The organism is Natrinema versiforme, from assembly GCF_005576615.1.
Lineage (GTDB): Archaea > Halobacteriota > Halobacteria > Halobacteriales > Natrialbaceae > Natrinema > Natrinema versiforme_A.
Genome location: NZ_CP040332.1, coordinates 284038 through 301452, shown reverse-complemented (window position 1 = coordinate 301452; position 17415 = coordinate 284038). Strand labels below are relative to the sequence as shown.

At 55.2% G+C, this 17415-nt stretch carries 12 protein-coding genes and 2 pseudogenes; 2 read left to right on the top strand and 12 right to left on the bottom strand.

Annotated elements, in window-relative coordinates; translation table 11 throughout:
* Positions 1-48 precede the first annotated feature (48 nt).
* The gene (locus FEJ81_RS22370) at positions 49-231 is read right to left on the bottom strand and encodes a DUF5110 domain-containing protein (protein WP_138247402.1); all 183 of its coding nucleotides are present in this window, start codon (positions 229-231) and stop codon (positions 49-51) included.
* 261 nt (positions 232-492) lie between these two features.
* On the opposite strand from FEJ81_RS22370, the gene FEJ81_RS22365 reads away from it, so the two are divergent.
* Positions 493-1926 carry a sugar porter family MFS transporter gene (locus tag FEJ81_RS22365; protein WP_138247401.1) on the top strand — a complete coding sequence of 478 codons (1434 nt, stop codon included), beginning with the start codon at positions 493-495 and terminating at the stop codon, positions 1924-1926.
* A gap of 216 nt (positions 1927-2142) precedes the next feature.
* Here FEJ81_RS22365 and FEJ81_RS22360 read toward each other — a convergent pair whose 3' ends face one another.
* The 9 genes and pseudogenes from FEJ81_RS22360 to FEJ81_RS22330 all read right to left on the bottom strand — a co-directional run bounded on the left by FEJ81_RS22360 (position 2143) and on the right by FEJ81_RS22330 (position 13273).
* The gene (locus FEJ81_RS22360; RefSeq protein WP_138247400.1) at positions 2143-2631 is read right to left on the bottom strand and encodes a universal stress protein; all 489 of its coding nucleotides are present in this window, start codon (positions 2629-2631) and stop codon (positions 2143-2145) included.
* A 471-nt stretch (positions 2632-3102) separates the two neighbouring features.
* Positions 3103-3327: pseudogene (locus tag FEJ81_RS24040) on the bottom strand (ISH3 family transposase); the annotation flags it as partial.
* 1662 nt (positions 3328-4989) lie between these two features.
* Positions 4990-5091, bottom strand: coding sequence for a hypothetical protein (locus FEJ81_RS24495; protein ID WP_394349674.1), 102 nt, complete (start codon positions 5089-5091; stop codon positions 4990-4992).
* A 999-nt stretch (positions 5092-6090) separates the two neighbouring features.
* Complete coding sequence (locus FEJ81_RS22355; protein WP_138247399.1) at positions 6091-7152, bottom strand: TrmB family transcriptional regulator; 1062 nt, start codon at positions 7150-7152, stop codon at positions 6091-6093.
* A 21-nt stretch (positions 7153-7173) separates the two neighbouring features.
* Positions 7174-8268 (bottom strand): ABC transporter ATP-binding protein, encoded by a 1095-nt coding sequence (locus tag FEJ81_RS22350; protein ID WP_138247398.1) that lies wholly within the window; start codon positions 8266-8268, stop codon positions 7174-7176.
* Positions 8265-9353, bottom strand: coding sequence for an ABC transporter ATP-binding protein (locus FEJ81_RS22345; protein ID WP_138247397.1), 1089 nt, complete (start codon positions 9351-9353; stop codon positions 8265-8267). The genes FEJ81_RS22350 and FEJ81_RS22345 overlap by 4 nt, the downstream gene beginning before the upstream one ends.
* Positions 9353-10351, bottom strand: a complete 999-nt coding sequence (locus FEJ81_RS22340; RefSeq protein ID WP_229504835.1) for an ABC transporter permease — start codon at positions 10349-10351, stop codon at positions 9353-9355. Before FEJ81_RS22340 ends, FEJ81_RS22345 begins: the two co-directional genes overlap by 1 nt.
* Complete coding sequence (locus tag FEJ81_RS22335) at positions 10338-11345, bottom strand: ABC transporter permease (protein WP_138247395.1); 1008 nt, start codon at positions 11343-11345, stop codon at positions 10338-10340. The genes FEJ81_RS22340 and FEJ81_RS22335 overlap by 14 nt, the downstream gene beginning before the upstream one ends.
* A gap of 98 nt (positions 11346-11443) precedes the next feature.
* Positions 11444-13273: an ABC transporter substrate-binding protein gene (locus FEJ81_RS22330; RefSeq protein WP_229504834.1), complete on the bottom strand. Its 1830-nt coding sequence runs from the start codon at positions 13271-13273 to the stop codon at positions 11444-11446.
* A 241-nt stretch (positions 13274-13514) separates the two neighbouring features.
* On the opposite strand from FEJ81_RS22330, the gene FEJ81_RS22325 reads away from it, so the two are divergent.
* The gene (locus FEJ81_RS22325; protein WP_138247394.1) at positions 13515-15188 is read left to right on the top strand and encodes a glycoside hydrolase family 13 protein; all 1674 of its coding nucleotides are present in this window, start codon (positions 13515-13517) and stop codon (positions 15186-15188) included.
* A 184-nt stretch (positions 15189-15372) separates the two neighbouring features.
* Here the strand turns inward: FEJ81_RS22325 and FEJ81_RS22320 are convergent, their stop codons facing one another.
* Complete coding sequence (locus FEJ81_RS22320; protein WP_229504859.1) at positions 15373-16443, bottom strand: glucodextranase DOMON-like domain-containing protein; 1071 nt, start codon at positions 16441-16443, stop codon at positions 15373-15375.
* Between the two features lie 27 nt (positions 16444-16470).
* Positions 16471-17322, bottom strand: a pseudogene (locus FEJ81_RS24035) (glycoside hydrolase family 97 N-terminal domain-containing protein); the annotation flags it as partial.
* Between the last annotated feature and the right edge of the window lie 93 nt (positions 17323-17415).

Sequence of the window (17415 nt, the reverse complement as noted above, 5' to 3'; positions counted from 1 at the left end):
CCCTAGTCCTACGCAACCGAAACTGTGTTTCCAGTATCGGTAACTCACCTATCGTTTGATGCAGGGCGAATATAGTATCGTGAAGTTCGTCACGTTGTACTCGCCATTCTTGTGGTCGAGAGACTCACCGCCATCCTCGTAGAACGAGTACGTGGCTTCAGTATCGAGGTAGGTGTTGAGATCGAGCATCGTCAGCGGCTCCTCTCCGATGTACTGCTGGACCTCACACATCGGGATAATCAAGTCCTTATGCGCATAGATCGGCAAGCAATCAATCGCGACTCACCGCGAAGAGAGAGGGAGAGAGTGCACGGCGCGAAGCGCTCCGAACGATCGTCACTGGTGAAACGTGAGCAAGTGCGAAGGTGACCCGGAGTGTAGACCGCCGATATCTATTTACAGATTCTGTACACCTCGAGATAACTATCGCATCCTCTTTCGGGACAAAAGATTATTAACTCTAGTCTGGATAAATAATTACAGGCCTCACCCATGCCGACATCACACACAGATACTGCCGACGGACAGAACTCGTTTATTTACGTAGTCACGGCGTTAGCCGCACTGAACGGATTACTATTCGGCTTCGACACTGGTGTTATCTCCGGTGCAATGCTCTACATTCGGGATGTGTTCGAACTCACCGCAGTGTTCGGCTATACGATGAATCCGTCCTACGTCGAAGGGGTAATCGTCAGCGGGGCAATGGTCGGCGCGATCATCGGCGCGGCACTCGGCGGCCGTCTCGCCGACCGGCTCGGCCGACGCCGACTCATCCTCGTCGGCGCAGTCGTCTTCTTCGTCGGCTCGCTCATCATGGCGATCGCACCGACCGTCGAAATACTAATCGTCGGCCGCATCCTTGACGGGGTCGGGATCGGCTTCGCGTCGGTAGTCGGTCCACTCTACATCTCCGAAATCTCGCCCCCGAAGATACGGGGATCGCTGGTCTCGCTGAACCAGTTAACCATTACAAGCGGTATCCTCATCGCGTATCTGGTGAATCTCGCGTTCGCCGGCGGTGGTGAGTGGCGCTGGATGCTCGGTCTCGGAATGGTCCCTGCAGCCGTCCTGTTCGTCGGGATGCTTTTCATGCCGGAAAGTCCACGCTGGCTCTACGAACAGGGTCGTGAGACGGATGCCCGTGCGGTCCTGTCCCGAACCCGCGTCGAAAGCCAGGTCGGTGCCGAACTCAACGAAATCAAAGAAACAGTCCAAGTCGAGTCCAGTTCGTTTCGTGATCTGTTCCAGCCGTGGGTCCGCCCGATGCTGATCGTCGGCGTCGGACTGGCGGTGTTCCAGCAAGTGACCGGCATCAACACGGTCATCTATTACGCTCCGACGATCCTCGAGTCCACTGGCTTCGAAGATACCGCTTCGATTCTCGCGACTGCCGGAATCGGCGTTGTCAACGTCGTGATGACCATCGTTGCCGTCCTCCTCATCGACCGGGTCGGACGCCGACCGCTGTTGCTGAGCGGACTCAGCGGAATGACCTTGATGCTCGCCGTCCTCGGCTTCGCGTTCTTCCTACCCGGACTCTCGGGCATCATCGGCTGGGTCGCGACCGGGAGCCTGATGCTGTACGTCGCGTTCTTCGCGATCGGACTCGGACCGGCGTTCTGGCTGCTGATCTCCGAGATCTATCCGATGCAGGTCCGCGGAACCGCGATGGGGACCGTTACGGTCCTCAACTGGGCTGCGAACCTGATTGTGTCGCTGACGTTCCTCCGTCTAGTCGACGTTTTCGGCCAGTCGGGCACGTTCTGGCTCTACGGCGGGCTCTGTTTCATCGCACTGGTCTTCTGTTACCAGCTCGTCCCCGAAACGAAGGGCCGATCGCTCGAGGAGATCGAATCCGATCTGCGCGAGACGACCATCGGCAAGAAAGCCGGGCGCTCTAACACCGTGAAATCGGACGACTAACCGGCTCGATCCCGAACCGGCGTCAGTACCAGCGTTTCTGAGCGATGTGCACTCGTGCGGTCGTAACCTCACTGGCTGATCGATTCGTTCAGGACGTACCGAAATCCTCTGTCTCTGCCTCTGCTGATCGAAACTCAGTCAGATAACAGCGATGAGTACGGTTTCGGAGCCGTGATACCGGGTCCGCACTACGGACGCGTCAGGAGAATCGCGATCTCACTCTCGATCGCGGACGAACGTGACCGGACAGGGCGCGTTCAGCATGACTTTCTGTGCTGTGCTCCCGAAGAGTGCCTTTCCGGCGGGAGAGCGTTGTCGGCCGCCGATGATCACGCGATCAGCGTCGGCCTCTTCGGCGATCTCGACGATCCCGTCTCCTTTTCTGCCGGTCGTCGCACGAGCCTCGTAGTCGATCGAATTAGCTTCCAGCTGGCCGATAATCTCTTCGGTAGTGCTCATCTGAGCAGCTAGTTCGTCAGGTTCGATGTGTTCATCCTCTGTATTCGCTACCTGCTTGACTGTTTCTTTGTAGGAATCCGTATCGAAAATATGGACGATGATTACCGTGGTGTTACTGGAGGCTACTTCCTTGACGACATCCACAAGTGCGTCGACACGGAAGTCATCACGCCCGCCAACGCCAAGCAGAATTGTTCGTAGTTCGGGTTCGCGTGACGGGTCTCTGGAGTATGATCCTTCGCTCATGCTTAGTGGAAAATAGTTGCCGAGCGGTAAGTAAATTCCTATAGATAAAATATGGTTATAGTTATAATTCAGTCAGCGCGACAGCCAGCGCTGGCAAACTCGTGCCGACCGTACTGGACCTGATCGGACACAGTTGACCGTGATCGCGGGCATCACCTGGTGCTATGCGGGCTGACCGCGTCCGAGAACGCAGTACGTGATTTCTTTGTAATTCACCTCTCAGCGTCTAGACGGCCGGTATCTTCTCCTCCCATTCCTATCGCGCGGCTCCCACAGTGGCAGGATCTCGTGGCTCTCACACCGTTTGTTCGAGCGTGCGCTACGTTCGATTGAATCCACGCACCGGACACCGCGGTCATAATGATCGTCTCTCCCACTTCGAGTCCGAGTGCGGCGTATCGGTTAAGAATCGCAGGCGGCTGATCGCCGCCGACATGGCGGCGTTACCACTGATCGGTGGGGTAGACTTGGTTACCAGTGGAAGCGGTCGCCCCGTGGTCGGTTTGCGGGGACGGCCCGACGCGTCGCGAGGGTCATCCACACTGTCTGAGTCCCCATGTCGACGAATTCGTCGAATGGCCATTTCCAGAGGCAACGACTGCCTTGGCGGGGCATTGGCACGTACACCCAATGTAAGTACCGCCAGACATTCTGAATCTGCAGGGTGAGCACGACGAACAACAGTCGTCTCGTTGGATCTTTCGCTGCCGGTGAGAGACGGATCGCCAAGGTGTATTGCTTTGTCCCTCACGCGTGCGTAGAGGGTCAGTGTAGGCATAGAATGCGGTTCTCCAGGCTTCGCTTCTGAGTGATAGAGACGTCATGTCCGCGGCTGGGCTCCAAATTCAACGTAGTTAGACAGAGCTCGGTTCGAGCATCAGTGTCTTTACTGTAGCATCAGTATGAACCGATGGCCGAACGGAGAAGAAGATGCTATTCAGCTAAAATACCGCCTTATAGTGACTGTGTATCTATTTCTAGGCGAGACGTTACGATCAAAGAGTGACTGGTCCCTTCATAAGCCTAGGAAATTAACTCGATTTCGAGTATATGTTTGAAATTGTACTTCAAAAGCTAACTAGCGACTGATTCCAGCTATTATATATAATATAGATACAAAATTAGTTAAATATCCACATAGTGAAATAAGTATATTATTTGTATCCGCTCTCCTGTATAGGGGATATTTACAAGCGTATGTATGTTCAACGTAAGAGATGAATATACTTTCATCGAGAAATGGTCTTCTAGAGAGCGACCTATCTTTAGAGTCGATCGCACCCGAGTGAGTGGTGCTGGTTCTGTTGAGGTGCGCTGACTCTGAACCAGGAAGCAGATCCTCGAGTCCGGTGAGGAATCGAGACAGATTGACGTTTACGTCTGCTACGACAGCTAAGTGAATGTCCCGTCGAACCGATGCGCCAATCTCCTGGGGATGATTGTTTCCGTCGACGAGTTGTAGCGCCGCCTGAACGACTTTCGAATCAATCCCAGGATTGAGATCGTTTCACAGTACCGTTCGAACAGAACCTTGCCTATAAAAGAGTGACAGGTCGCTTATCGACATAGCCTCTGCCGCCAACTGGAGAGTACAGTATCAGAGCTCAGAGAGGTAGCGAAAAAATTCTCGGTCGGAATGAGAGTCGGCAAAATACCCCTCTAGTTTTCACCTCAGAAGTCAAATAGAAGCCCCGCAGTCCGTCGGTTTTTCGTTGATAGGAGACTATGGATGTGCATCCAGTCGAAATAATTTTTCTTGCTGGAGGTCCCCTCCAAAAGCGTAAGCGGGAGGTCAGAGAAAGCTAGACCAACGAGAGAGCGCCTCTGGGGCGCGAAAGTTACAGCAAGAGAGAACAGGAAGAGACGACCTGAAGGAGTCGACTGCGGCTACGTTTTACTTCACCTGCCTCAAAAGGTCTACTGCAGTCTAGTAGTTTACTACATCATTTAAGAGTTCACCATGGGATCAATATTCTGGCCTGTGACATATGTTTAGTTTCCGTAAGTTCGTATCTGAGTCTGTCTCATCCTGTCAGTCGTGGAACTTCCTGTTACTGTCCGCATCTGTTCTGTACGTATTTAGAAGACAGATGGATCGCTGACACTTGGACATCAGTACTATCCTAGAACAGCCCGATTACAGTGGTCGTAGATCCTGCCACCGGAAGTCTATTTCCCGGCTGTCGGCCAGTTCGACGTGGTACAGGACACATTGTCGCATTCATCGCTTGTCGTTGCCCGATATCGTCAGTAAGAATATGGTGACTGGGCCGTGGTCACTATGGTACCCATCGTGACCACTGTGATCGTACAAAGGGGGAACGCGGATTTGCGACAGCGTGTACGGATTGTGAGGAGTTATTCGTGAATAGTGACAGCGCTGTTACCGGTGACCGTCACCGGGTAGCCCATATATGAAAACGTGATCTCTAGGTTGTCAGCCGCGTCGTAGTGGTCCAAAAGCGCCGTCAGCGCGTCGGCGTCAACTGCCGTATGAAGCGGCGGCAGGTTAAGGGATCCATGTCTTCTTTGGCCGCTACTTGCTTCGGAATCGCAACAGATAGCGGAAGAGTGGCTGTGTCTGTCGAATCGGGCGTCATCAACACACCTATATTCTAGAGCCGCATAAAGACGCTGGCATATATCTGCGGGATAAAGAAAACATCGATATCTGTCTGGAAAAATAATGGATGACTAAACACTATCTTTGAATTATGGATATGGCCATCAGTAATCCTCCGGGGACGTGAGAAGGACGGCCTCCAGGACCACTGATTGACAGTATATCACGAGTTGCGTATCGTCAACTGTTCCTGCCGGCAAATCCTGTTTAGTGCGATGCCCAGGACACCAGTCACGGTGATCACTGTCTAATCTAACAGTTAAGAAATATTATACTTCACAAACTGATCGTGTAGTGTTGAAAACCCTGCAACGAGATCTCCCAATAGTATACAAAAACAAGGCTCAGTTCTGATGGAATAATTGGTGGCTTGATTACTTATGTACGGTATTTTGCCGTTATACGGCCTCTTACGGTTATCACCGACGAATATCAGGAAACGTCCTTCACGACAATTACTTTTAAACTCTACCGTGAACGAGACTCGAGACCCGTTTTACAGATGAACTGACGTTCTGTGAAATCTGCTTGCAAAGGTCCCAATATTACGGAGGTACGACTGTAAAGCGCCTCGGGAGTCTAAATATGGTTGTTGAAGCCCAACAGGTTATTTGAAGTAGGGGGGGGGGGAGCGGTAATGAAAACCGCGAGCTACTCGAATGGATTCCAGTCCAACCGAATGAGGACTCCGAGCCCAACCATCGAAGTGATAATGAACCCGAGACTGACGAGTGTGATAGTCTCTGCAGCTGATCCCGTCTCGATGAACGGCCAACTGAGACCGACAAGGGCGAGTAACACGGCATTGAGAGTGAAAAGAATGCGCCAGAGAGAAGTCATTCTATGGGGAGTAGTGTTATTTCTTCAGCGCTGATGTCCTCCATAAAGGCCCCCTCGCCACCAATATTGACCCGTTCGTCGTCTGTCTCGACTGTAATCGTATTTTCGAGGGGGAACGAGTTGTTGAACGGTTCGACCAGACGTTGTCGTACGTCGATCACACGGCCCTCTACCGACAGTGGTTCGTCCGTTTCTGGATTGGTACCGTTAGCTTCCACTCGAAGCGGTCGCCGCTTTTGCTGGCAAAGAGCCGCGACCGTAACCGCCGGTCGCATCGTGGTGAAAGTTGCGGGCGGTGTCTTCGGGATTGAGGCGAATACTTCTTCGCCTGCTGACCAGTACCCTCCCTGGAACGATCCAAAAAGACTACCGACGAGGTCCGTTTGAGAGACCATAACTGACTGGAGATCGTTCTGATCATCCTTTAGTTGAGTACGCTGGCCGACGATGCCTGCTCCTGAATCCGAAGTGACAACAAATGGGATGTCTGGCTCGACCTGTCGAACGACGTGAGCCAGGCCGTCAAACCGCCGTTCCGCTTCTCCAGGGTCCTGCGGGACAATCGCTCCTTCTAAGAGCCATACGCTAGCCCCCCGATCGACCGCAGCGGCGATATCAGACTCGATCTTGGTGACGATGTAGTTCGGCATCGTGATGAAGGCTTCCTTCTCGGCACTTGCCAGGATTCTGCGGATCTTCTTGAGGACGGTTGACCGACTCTTAAGGACCTCGAACGACGCAGATTGTTTTCTGTCTTCCGAGAATCGCTCCTCTAAATCCGTCTGGATCGATCGAAGATGACCCACTAATCCTTCTATCGCCTGCTCAGGATCGACCGCAGCGATCGTTGTTGGTTTTGCGTGATCTTTTACTGTAACTAATCCGCGTTCTTCGAGCGTTTCGGCGGTCTGATAGACGTATCGCTGGGAGACTTCCGCCTCGTCAGCAATCACACTCGTTTTAGCTTCGCCCAGAGGAAGCAACGCTAGATAGGTGTTGATCTCCTTCTCAGAGAATCCGAACACCGAGAGTTGTGATTTGATTACTTTCTCATCCATGGTTTTTGTAGTAGATGTAGCTCAACTGCCTTCAATATTTTTCGATTGTGTGCCTTCGAGAGGTTCGCTGGACCAGTACTCGTGGTCCGGGTCATCGCGGAAACACTGTGCGCAGTGACCACGGCTGGTCGACGATTGATCGGCCAAATCTGGCGACTTTTCCGCACATACGCTTCTCGCCTCTGGACAACGAGGGTGGAACCGGCAACCAGAGGGCGGGTTCACGGGGTCAGGGATGTCTATATCTCTAACCGGCGGCTCCTCAACTTCCCCGAGACTCGTTGCGAGGTCGGCAGTCGCCCACTTGAGCACCTTCGTGTACGGGTGTTTGGGATTCTTGAGAACCTCCTCGGCAGGCCCGATTTCGACGAGCTCGCCCAGATACATCACTCCCAGACGGCCGTCAGCGTTCTCAGCAAGATATCGGGCATTCGATAGGTCATGGCTGATAAACAGGAACGAGGTCCCGAACTCCTCTTGCAGTTCGAGCAGGAGATCCATCGTCTCGACCCGAAGAGAGACATCAAGTGCGGAAACCGCCTCGTCTGCGAGGATCAAATCCGGATTCATGAGCAGCGCACGGACGAGTGCGACACGTTGTTGCTCGCCACCGCTGAGCTGGTGCGGGTAACGGTGAGCATAGTCCTGCGGCGGGCTCATCCCAACACGTTCGAGCATACGCAGCACCCGCGCTCTGCGATCCTCGCTCGACATTTCGGGCTGCCAACGTGCTAACGGTGTCGTCAAGCTCTTCATTACTGTTCGGTTCGGGTTGAGCGACCCGCCCGGATCCTGATGAATCATCTGCAGCGAACGGCGAATCTCCTCGTACGGAATTTCGCCATCACCGTCTCTTGCGGCCCAGATATCTTGTCCACGGTAGCGGACACTTCCACCAGTGGGGCGGCGCGCACCGATAGCAGCCTTCCCGAGAGTCGTCTTACCACAGCCAGACTCGCCGACAAGCGCAACAACGTCGTTCTCAGGGATTTCTAGAGACACCCCATCGACGGCACGTACCGCCTCAGGATCGTTGAACAAGCCTTCGACGAACCCCTGCTCCTGCTCAAAGTGGACCTCGACATCGTCGAGTGTGACCACCGGCGTATCGGTCATCTGGACACCTCCGGATCCGCGACATCGAGGTCAAGTTCGACTGCCTCGTCGGCTTGATCCCAGTAGTAACAGGTAACCGCATGCTCGCTGTTACCGTCAACCTGGTGGAACTCGGGTGGCGACTCTCGACACGTATCGTCGGCCAGCGGGCACCGAGGCGCATACGTACATCCGTCCTGCGTAGCTACCGGATCGGGAGCAGAGCCCTCGATCGGTTCCATCGTGTCGAGTGGCGCATCGAGGTTGGGAACTGCCTTCAACAGCGCACGAGTGTAGGGGTGAGACGGGTTCCGGACGATGCTCTCCGTAGGACCCACTTCTCGGAGATCGAACGCGTACATCACGGCTAGGCGATCAGCTAGTCCCGCCACTAAGGGCAAGTCGTGGGTGATGAACACGACGGTCAACTCGTATTTCTCCTGAAGGTCGGACAGCAAACTGAGGATGGAGCGTTGCATCAGGAGATCGAGCGCTGCAGTCGGTTCGTCCATCACGAGTACTTCGGGCTCTAACACGAGACTCAGCGCGATCAGCGCCCGCTGAGACATCCCGCCGGACAGTTCATGCGGGTAGGAGTCCAGCACGCGCTCTGGATCAAGGTAGAGGTCCGAAAGCAGTTCTCGGGTCCGCTCCATACCGTCCTCCAGATCTTCATCGTGGGCTTTGAGCGTCTCCTCAAAATGCCCGCGAATCGACATCGTCGGGTTGAACGAGCGAGAGGCCCCTTGGAACACCATTGAGATCTCTTCCCAGCGGAACTTCCGGAGTTCTGTGTCCGACAGTTCAAGGACGTCCTTCGGATCCTCGCCTTCGGGGAAGTACCTCACGCTGCCGGTGACCCGACCTGGTTCTTCGACCGCGTCGAGCATCGCGTTCGCGAGCATTGACTTCCCACTGCCGCTTTCGCCGACGATACCGACGATCTCCTCGCGGTACACGTCGAAGTCGACGGAGTCGAGCACACGAGACGTGCCCCTGTCCATGTCGAACTCGACCGTCGCGTTTTCTAGAGAGAGAATTACGTCTCTGTCGTTGTCGACCGTATTGGCCTGGTTTTGGGCTGATTGTTGTACTGTGTTTTCCATCAGGACTTCACCTCGCTGGTCGTGTCGTTATCTCCACTAATCGACTTTGCGTGACGCGCCCGTACGCGGGGATTGAACAGCCGGTCGGCCGATTGGGCGAACAGTGTCAGCCCCATCGACAGCAGGATGATGGCCAACATCGGCATCGCCAACCAATGGAACGCGGCTGGCGAGGACGTCGCACCCGCTTGCTTGACCGCGTTGTTCATCATGACGCCCCAGTTAACCGTGCTGTACGGCAGAATGCCAAGGTAATACAGACCGACGGATCCAAATATCACCGCCCGGGCCTGTTTGACGAAGTTCATCGTGATGTACGGCATCAGGTTCGGGATGATATCGACGGTCAGTATTTTCGAAGTCGGGATGCCCATGAGTCGGGCGGCCTCGACGTAGTCGGCATCTCGTAACGTCAAGACCTGCGATCGGAGTGCCCGCGCTAGCCCGGCCCAAGCGTTGATAGACAGCAAGACCCCGATCAAGTACGGGTTTCCGCTGATATCCATCACGCCGGCGAGGACGATCACTAGCGGGAGTCCTGGGATCGTCAGCATAACGTCGGTCAGCGCCATCAATGCACGGTCGATGGTACCGCCCTTGTAACCCGATATGGTTCCGACAGTCGTCGCTACGACCACCGAGAAGACCGCACCTGCGGTGATCATCTTCAGCATCGGGACGGTAGCGTAGATGATCTGGGACATGATATCTACTCCCAGCGGTGTTGTCCCAAGGGGATGTTCGAGCGTCTGGAATGCACCTACGAGCCGATCGCCTTGGTTCGTCCGGGGCTCTTTGACGAGGCGGATCCCGACGGTACCCATGAAGACGAACACGGAGATGATCGTGATGGCGATGCGCGCGCGCCAATCGTTCCACACGATGCGGGCGGGTGCGAGTAACAGCTCGTCAACTAGTTGTCTGTACCGTTCACTGCGCGAGATTTGACTGTCGGAGACGGTCTCGAAGTCTGACCTATTTGCCTCAGTAGGACTCACGCGATTCACCTCGTTTGGCCCGCGGATCGAGTTTTCCGTATGTCATGTCGGCGATGTAGATCCCGATCACAACAGCGACTGTGATCAGAATGAACGCGCCCATCATTACGGGATAGTCACGCTGGTGGATCGAACTGATGAGATAGAAGCCAACGCCAGGGTAGGCGAAGATCTCTTCGATGATGATGGCGCCGCCGAACATCGTCCCGATTGCGATCATGAGACCAGTGTACATTGGCAAGATCGCGTTCCGCGCCACGTATCGCAGCGCGATCCGCCGCTCGGGGAGCCCCCTGAGCCGAGCGACGTGCAGATAGTCGGCACCGAGAACGCGAATGCTGTTCCCGCGCATGTCGAGCGCCCAACCACCGAACGCGACGACTGTCATCGAGAGGATCGGCAAGGCGCCATGGTAGGCTGCGCTGAGTAGGAACTTGGCGTTCAGTCCGGGCTCTAGCCCCGAGGCGTGATGACCTCCTGTCGGGAAGATTCCGGTACGGTATCCTAGGAACACAAGCGCGAGCAGTCCGACGACGTACCCTGGCGTCGAATTCAACACCAGTGCCACGCCGGTTGACGCCACGTCAAACCGACTGCCCTCTCGGTACGCCATGAATGCCCCGAGGCTAATCCCGATGGCAAACGCGAGGAACAACGAGACGGACATGATGAAGATAGTCCACGGGACAGCACTCCCGAGCACTTCGGTCACAGGCTCGTTTTGCCAGTGTGAAGTCCCGAAGTCACCCGTCAGGATACTCGTCATGTAGTCTATGTACTGTATGTGTAGCGGCTCATCAACGGCAATGTTGGTCTGCGCTTCGATCCGACGATTAATCTGTTGGGCGGTCATATCCTCACCACGCTGAAGCATCTGTGCTCGGAGATAATCCGTCGGTCCGCCGGGCAGCAGGCGAATCAGCCCGAACGATACCGAGATGGTGGCGAAGATTGTGAATATCGCCTGGCCGGTTCGTTTTATTACGTAGTTCATGTGAACGTCAGTTAGGTCACACCAGAGGCCGCAGTCCGTTTGTGTTTAACCTGTATAACAGTATAAACCATGGTGTAGTCAGTTTCGGTCGAGGATCGTTATTCGCTGGTGACCTTTGCGAGCGATTCGATGATTGTGGTTGGATCGACGGTCGAGCTATCTCGAACATCGTCGTGGAGTACCTCGACGTCGAACTCATCCGGGAAGTTCGCGTTATCCTGCACACTGCCGTCACCGCCGCCGTAGAGGTGGTCGAAGTGGTAGTAGGGGTACGTCTGGTCGTAGTTCGCCCATCCTTCGGTCGCGATGACAAAGTCACTTTCCGGGACGTCCTGCCCCCAGTAGGTGCCGTCGTCTCGCGTGAGTGTTTCGGCTGCGATACCGAACTCATCGAGTTGGTCGACGACAGTTTGGACGGCGGTCACCCAGTCCGAGAAGCCCTGCGGGACCTTGATGGGCACCGTGAGCTCTGATCCGGTCTCGTCAACCCACGTACCGCCTTCCTTCGTATAGCCGGCATCTTGTAGTAGTTCTTCGGCACGACCAGTATCCGTCTCGTACTCGTTGAATTGATCGACGACGCCATCGAGCCACTCCTCTTCGACGCGGTTGCTGAAATCGCCCGTGATACCGCTCGGATAGGAGACGCCGAGCTTCGTTCCCGTGCCCGAGTCTGCGTTCCCGGCGACGAGTTCTCGATCGACGACGTGCGCGATCGCCTGTCGAACTTGGAGTTTCCCGATGTGCTCGTCGTCGTGGTTGAACATCAGCCCCATCCCCCAGTGGCGCGGAACGTGGGCAACCTGCATGTCGTCCGGGAGCTGATTCACTTGGTTCTGCGGCATAAACAGGGTCGCTTCGCCGTCAAGTTCGCCGTTCTGGAGTGCGTTCCAACGCCGTTCGTTGGACGGCATGTACCTGTGCTCAAGGTAGTCGAAGTTGATGTTGTCCGCATCGGGGTGATCATCGAACTTCGCGAGCAGGGTCCGCTGGGTGTCGGCATCCTCAAACGCAAACGGTCCAGAACCGATCGGTTCCGGGACGGACCATTCTTGGAGATCGCTCAGGACGGCAATCTCCTCGTCTTCGTTCTCGGCATCGTCGAATTGCTCGACATACTCGCCGTATTCGCTGTTCTTGGCGATGAGCCGGGTCGGCTGGAGGTAACCGAGGACGATCCGTTCGTTGATCTCTCCCTCGAACGTGATTCGCGCCGTCGCATCGTCGACGACTTCGACGTCCGTCGGGATATTCGAGACCAGATCGCCGAGCGTCGAACCGGCATACATGTCCAACTTGATCTGGTTGACAATATCCTGCGCCACGACGTCATCGCCGTCGTGCCAGGTCAGACCATCCCGGACGGTGAGGTCGATTGTCTGCCCGTCGTACTCCCAGTCGGAGACCGCATACCCCTCGTACTCGCCGGTGACAATGTTGAAGGACATGAACCGGTCGAAGAGGTTTCGTCGCGGCTCTGCGTCGCCACGAGTGTTCCAAGGGTTGTACTGGCAGTCATCGGGGACGTCCCACTGAGTAACGCTAAGCGTGTCGTCGTCGCCGGTTGCCCGCCAATTGCCGAAGCGAGGAACCCACTCCGTGGGCCAGTAGTAGTATAGATCGTTGCTGTCCGTGTCCGGAACGTCCCAGCCATCCGTCGACTGGAACGACTGCGACGTTTTCTCCGTCACTGGCAACATCGGGAGTTCTTGGTTCGTGATCCACGCCAGCTCCTGGATCATTTGCAGTGCTTCCTCGTTTGTCTCAATATCCTCTTCCGCGTCCACAGTGTTGTTCCTGTTATCTTCGTCGCCCATGCCGCCACATCCGGCTAGCATGGCCGTAACGCCTGTCGCGCCGATACCTTTCATGAACATCCGGCGGTCCAGAGCCAAATCACTACTATAGTTAGTGTCCTTTTCGGACATGGTGGAGGAATTATATCACCCATTAATAAATGTTTGGGATTAACACCCCAGGAATATTTTATCTCACTGTCCAATCTAATAAATTAAATAGAAATACTGTGAACAAGGTTAATTACTTATGAATTATCTCGCACGAAAAAGCCGTGAAGATTTTTCGACGGGCTTTTGATATCCATATCTGGGCCGAATTATTCGATGGGTTTTTGAACAACCGGTGATGAAATCAGGATGAAAGATTCATATGGACGATGATCAGTGGTGGAAAGAAGCGGTTGTGTATCAGGTGTACCCTCGAAGTTTTAACGACACCAATGGCGACGGAATCGGTGATATCCCCGGAATCATAGAGAAAGTCGACTATCTTGAAGACTTAGGTGTCGACGTGGTGTGGCTCAACCCGGTCTACGAGTCGCCGATGGCCGACAACGGCTACGACATTGCAGACTACCAGTCGATCCACCCCGAGTTCGGCACTATGGAGGACTGGGAACGGCTGCTCGAGGAACTCCACGACCGTGATATGCGCCTGATCATGGACCTCGTGGTCAACCACACGTCCGACGAGCATGAGTGGTTCGTGAAGTCCCGTAAGGGACACGAAAAGTACGACGATTACTATTACTGGGCTGAGGGGGAGCCAGACGATGATCCACCGAACAACTGGGAGTCCCTTTTCGGCGGCTCGGCGTGGTCCTACGACGACGAGCGCGGCGAGTACTATCTCCATCTGTTCGACAAGAAGCAGCCGGACATCAACTGGCGTAATGAGGACGTCAGGGACGAGGTGTTCGAGATGATGAACTGGTGGTTAGAGAAGGGCATCGACGGCTTCCGGATGGACGTCATCAATCTCATCTCCAAGACGGAGTCATTACCCGACGGTGACCCCGAAGGCGGGCTGACCGGTGCGGAGCACTTCATCGATGGGCCAGAATTACCGAATTATCTCGATGAAATGTGTGAACGCGTTCTCGACGACCGCGATGTGATGACCGTTGGCGAGATGATCGGTGTCGATGCAAACACGGCCCGCAACTACGTGAGCGAGGACAGTGGAGGGCTATCTATGCTGATCCACTTCGAGCACATGGAAGTCGATGCCGGTGATGGCGGCAAGTGGGATATTAAAGAATTCGACCTACTTGAGCTCAAACGAATTCTCACCGACTGGCAGGAGTCTCTCGCTGACGACGGGTGGAACTGCCTGTACTTCAATAACCATGACCAGCCCCGCGCCGTCTCTCGATTCGGTGACGACGAGGAGTATCGCGTCGAATCCGCGAAGATGCTTGCGACCGTTCTCTTTACCCTTCAGGGTACGCCGTTTATTTATCAGGGTCAGGAGATCGGCATGACCAATACTACGTTTGAGGATCCTTCGGAGATCCAGGACGTCGAAGCAGAGAACTACGTCGAGATGGCGCTTGAATCGGACGAGTATGACTCCTACGAGGAACTCAGACCCGTCATTGAGTACCGGAGCCGGGATAACTCGCGGACGCCGATGCAGTGGTCCGACGAGGAGAACGCCGGGTTCACAGAGGGCGATCCCTGGATTGGGGTCACCGAAAACTACGAGGATGTGAACGTAGAAGCCGCCCGAGACGACGAGATGTCGGTCTGGCACTATTACCGCAGCCTGATCGACCTGCGCTCGGAACGCGACGTATTCGTCCATGGAGCGTACGAACTCTTGCTCCCTGATCACGAAGAAGTGTTCGCGTACCGTCGCACGCTCGGTGACGAGGAGTTGATCGTCGTCTGCAACTTCTTCGACGGCGAACCCTCGGTCGAACTACCCGAGCTCATTCGCGTTGACACGCCAGAACTTCTTATCGGGAACTACTCAGTGAGGGAAGCGGCCGACAGTAAAATCAATCTCCGTCCGTACGAAGCACGCGTCTACGAGTTATAGCCGAGTAGTATTGGACGATACACGACGATCAATGCCGGAATACGCGGCATTTCATATTTTTGTCAGCATCAATGGGGGAAATGAGATTGGCGATCCCTATCTCACTCTCTGCGAAGGATTCCCGTTTGCAGATTCTTCAGCCGTCCATGATGTTATCATCCACGGGAATGGATGGAAGCTGAGCCTATTCAATGTCGGAGTACGGGAGTGCGTCTTCCTGTGAGACGCCAGATGGTGTCACCATATCGATCACATTCGGATTCATATCGTCGTCACGACCACCGCCGAACTGCCAGTCGTGTTGCCAACCGCTCTCCCAGGTCTCGGTGCTGACTACTTCGCGGATGCGGGTCTCCACGGAATCGTCTTGCGAGAGCATCAGCGGAGTTACCTCCATGTTGCTCACAGCGCCGATAGCATTCTTAGGTACGTCGAACATGATACCGTCCAGAGTCGACGACGCGTGCACCGTCACGTCTTCAGTGATCGTCGTCCCGTCGGCGGATTCGAGGCGAGAGGGATCCCCCTTGTTCTCTAGCTCGTCCACTGAGCCTTCGATATTCACGAAGCGGTAGTGGTACGGTTGCTCGAAGGTCGCGTTCACACCCGGCCGGGCTTCCGTCGATTCGGGGGCACCATCGGCAGTTGGATCTCTGAGGTAGAGTTCTGGCACCTGCATGGAGAAGCCGCCAGAGAAGCCCCGGGGGTTCTGCAGGTCGCCGTGGATCGTGAACAGGAACTGGTAGCGATCCTCGGTCTCCCAGATCTCGAAGGTGTCGATGTCGAACGCATCCTCGTTGAACCACCCGTGCTGCGGATACGTGTACGATCCAGGACCGTGGTCGTCGCCCTTCGGATCGGTCCACTCGGTAATTTGCTCGTCTAGAGGGAGATCGGTCTCGACGGTCACCTCTTCAGTGATGAGAGGGTCAGATCCAGCGGGTCCGACTGACACTTCGTACGTGCCCAGCTCATCGATCGTAACCGAGAGGTCGGTGTTCCCGCCACCAGGCGGGATCCGGACGAGGTCATCGGCGTACTTCTCACCGTCGATGTATACCTCGAACGATTCCCCGCCGATGACGGAGCCGTCGTTCTCCCCGTCGACGGTTATGAACGCATCTCCGATCGTGGGGTTCTTCGCGATGGATACGTCGAAGTACGTTTGGTTCGGTGCGGAGTACCGCGGAAGCGAATCGACCTGCTCGCTCGTGGCCAGTTCCAAGTGCAGCGCCTGGCCGCCGCTCGTCGCCATCGATACCACCATCGTGTCGTCTATCGAAACCACGACTTCGTCGATTCTGACCGCCGCCTTGTCGGTCTCAAGCCCGGCGTCCGCCGCGTCGGAGTAGATCGTCGCGACGTACTTTCCTTTCTTGTGATCGTCCTGTTCGTTCGACGTAGCCTCGAGGAATCCAAGGGGTATATCGAGGACGCGAGCACTTTCGTCGGTCATCGCGCCGACGTACCATTCATCGCCCGTCCGCATCGTCATCGGCGTGTGGACGCCGTCGAACGCTCCGCCCATTTCCGCTTCGAGCGTCGACTCGATCTCAGACAGCGGCGTCTGCTCGTACTCGAGCTCGAAATTATTGTAGTCGTTTGGGATCCACCATGACGTGTAATCGCCCGCAAAGTTGTACTCTGTGCGTTCGGACGTGGTAACGAAGTCGCCAAACGATTCGCCGAAGACGAACCGGATTCCGAGACCGTCGTCGAACGTCCGCACTTCGAGAGTCCCCGAGCGTCCCGGGTCTCCAGTCTCTTCGAGACTGAGGCGAAGCTCGGTGTAGTGTTCGCTGATCTCATCGTACTGGTCCCATACTGGCTCCCATGACGTATCAACTTCCGTTTACTCACTTCCCGTAACAGTGATTTCGCTCGCATCGCTTCCGACGCCGAAATTCGGTTGGTTCTTGAACTCGAATCCCAACCGGGACGATTTGACGACCGTCGAGTCTTCGAACGAGACGCTGTAGTGCGGCGTCCCACTCGAAATATCGACGGTGAACTTAACATTGCCCGCGGGTGAAGTGACTGTTTGCTTTACCGAATCGTCTCCCGGACTAACCGGTCGAGCGGTCTCTGCAGGAACGTTTAACGAGTAGGACGCAGCAGCGAACAACGAAGCCATTCCACCCAGAAACCCTCTTCATTTGCACTTGTTGACTGCTCGCTGTGAGCTGTCTCTTGACATCAACAATCACGATTATCCACCAACGATATG

Coding starts and splice junctions, on each gene's coding strand:
- FEJ81_RS22370 (WP_138247402.1), bottom strand. CDS start 231: ATGTGTGAGGTCCAGCAGTACATCGGAGAGGAGCCGCTGACGATGCTC.
- FEJ81_RS22365 (WP_138247401.1), top strand. CDS start 493: ATGCCGACATCACACACAGATACTGCCGACGGACAGAACTCGTTTATT.
- FEJ81_RS22360 (WP_138247400.1), bottom strand. CDS start 2,631: ATGAGCGAAGGATCATACTCCAGAGACCCGTCACGCGAACCCGAACTA.
- FEJ81_RS22355 (WP_138247399.1), bottom strand. CDS start 7,152: ATGGATGAGAAAGTAATCAAATCACAACTCTCGGTGTTCGGATTCTCT.
- FEJ81_RS22350 (WP_138247398.1), bottom strand. CDS start 8,268: ATGACCGATACGCCGGTGGTCACACTCGACGATGTCGAGGTCCACTTT.
- FEJ81_RS22345 (WP_138247397.1), bottom strand. CDS start 9,353: ATGGAAAACACAGTACAACAATCAGCCCAAAACCAGGCCAATACGGTC.
- FEJ81_RS22335 (WP_138247395.1), bottom strand. CDS start 11,345: ATGAACTACGTAATAAAACGAACCGGCCAGGCGATATTCACAATCTTC.
- FEJ81_RS22330 (WP_229504834.1), bottom strand. CDS start 13,273: ATGTCCGAAAAGGACACTAACTATAGTAGTGATTTGGCTCTGGACCGC.
- FEJ81_RS22325 (WP_138247394.1), top strand. CDS start 13,515: ATGGACGATGATCAGTGGTGGAAAGAAGCGGTTGTGTATCAGGTGTAC.
- FEJ81_RS22320 (WP_229504859.1), bottom strand. CDS start 16,443: ATGGCGACGAGCGGCGGCCAGGCGCTGCACTTGGAACTGGCCACGAGC.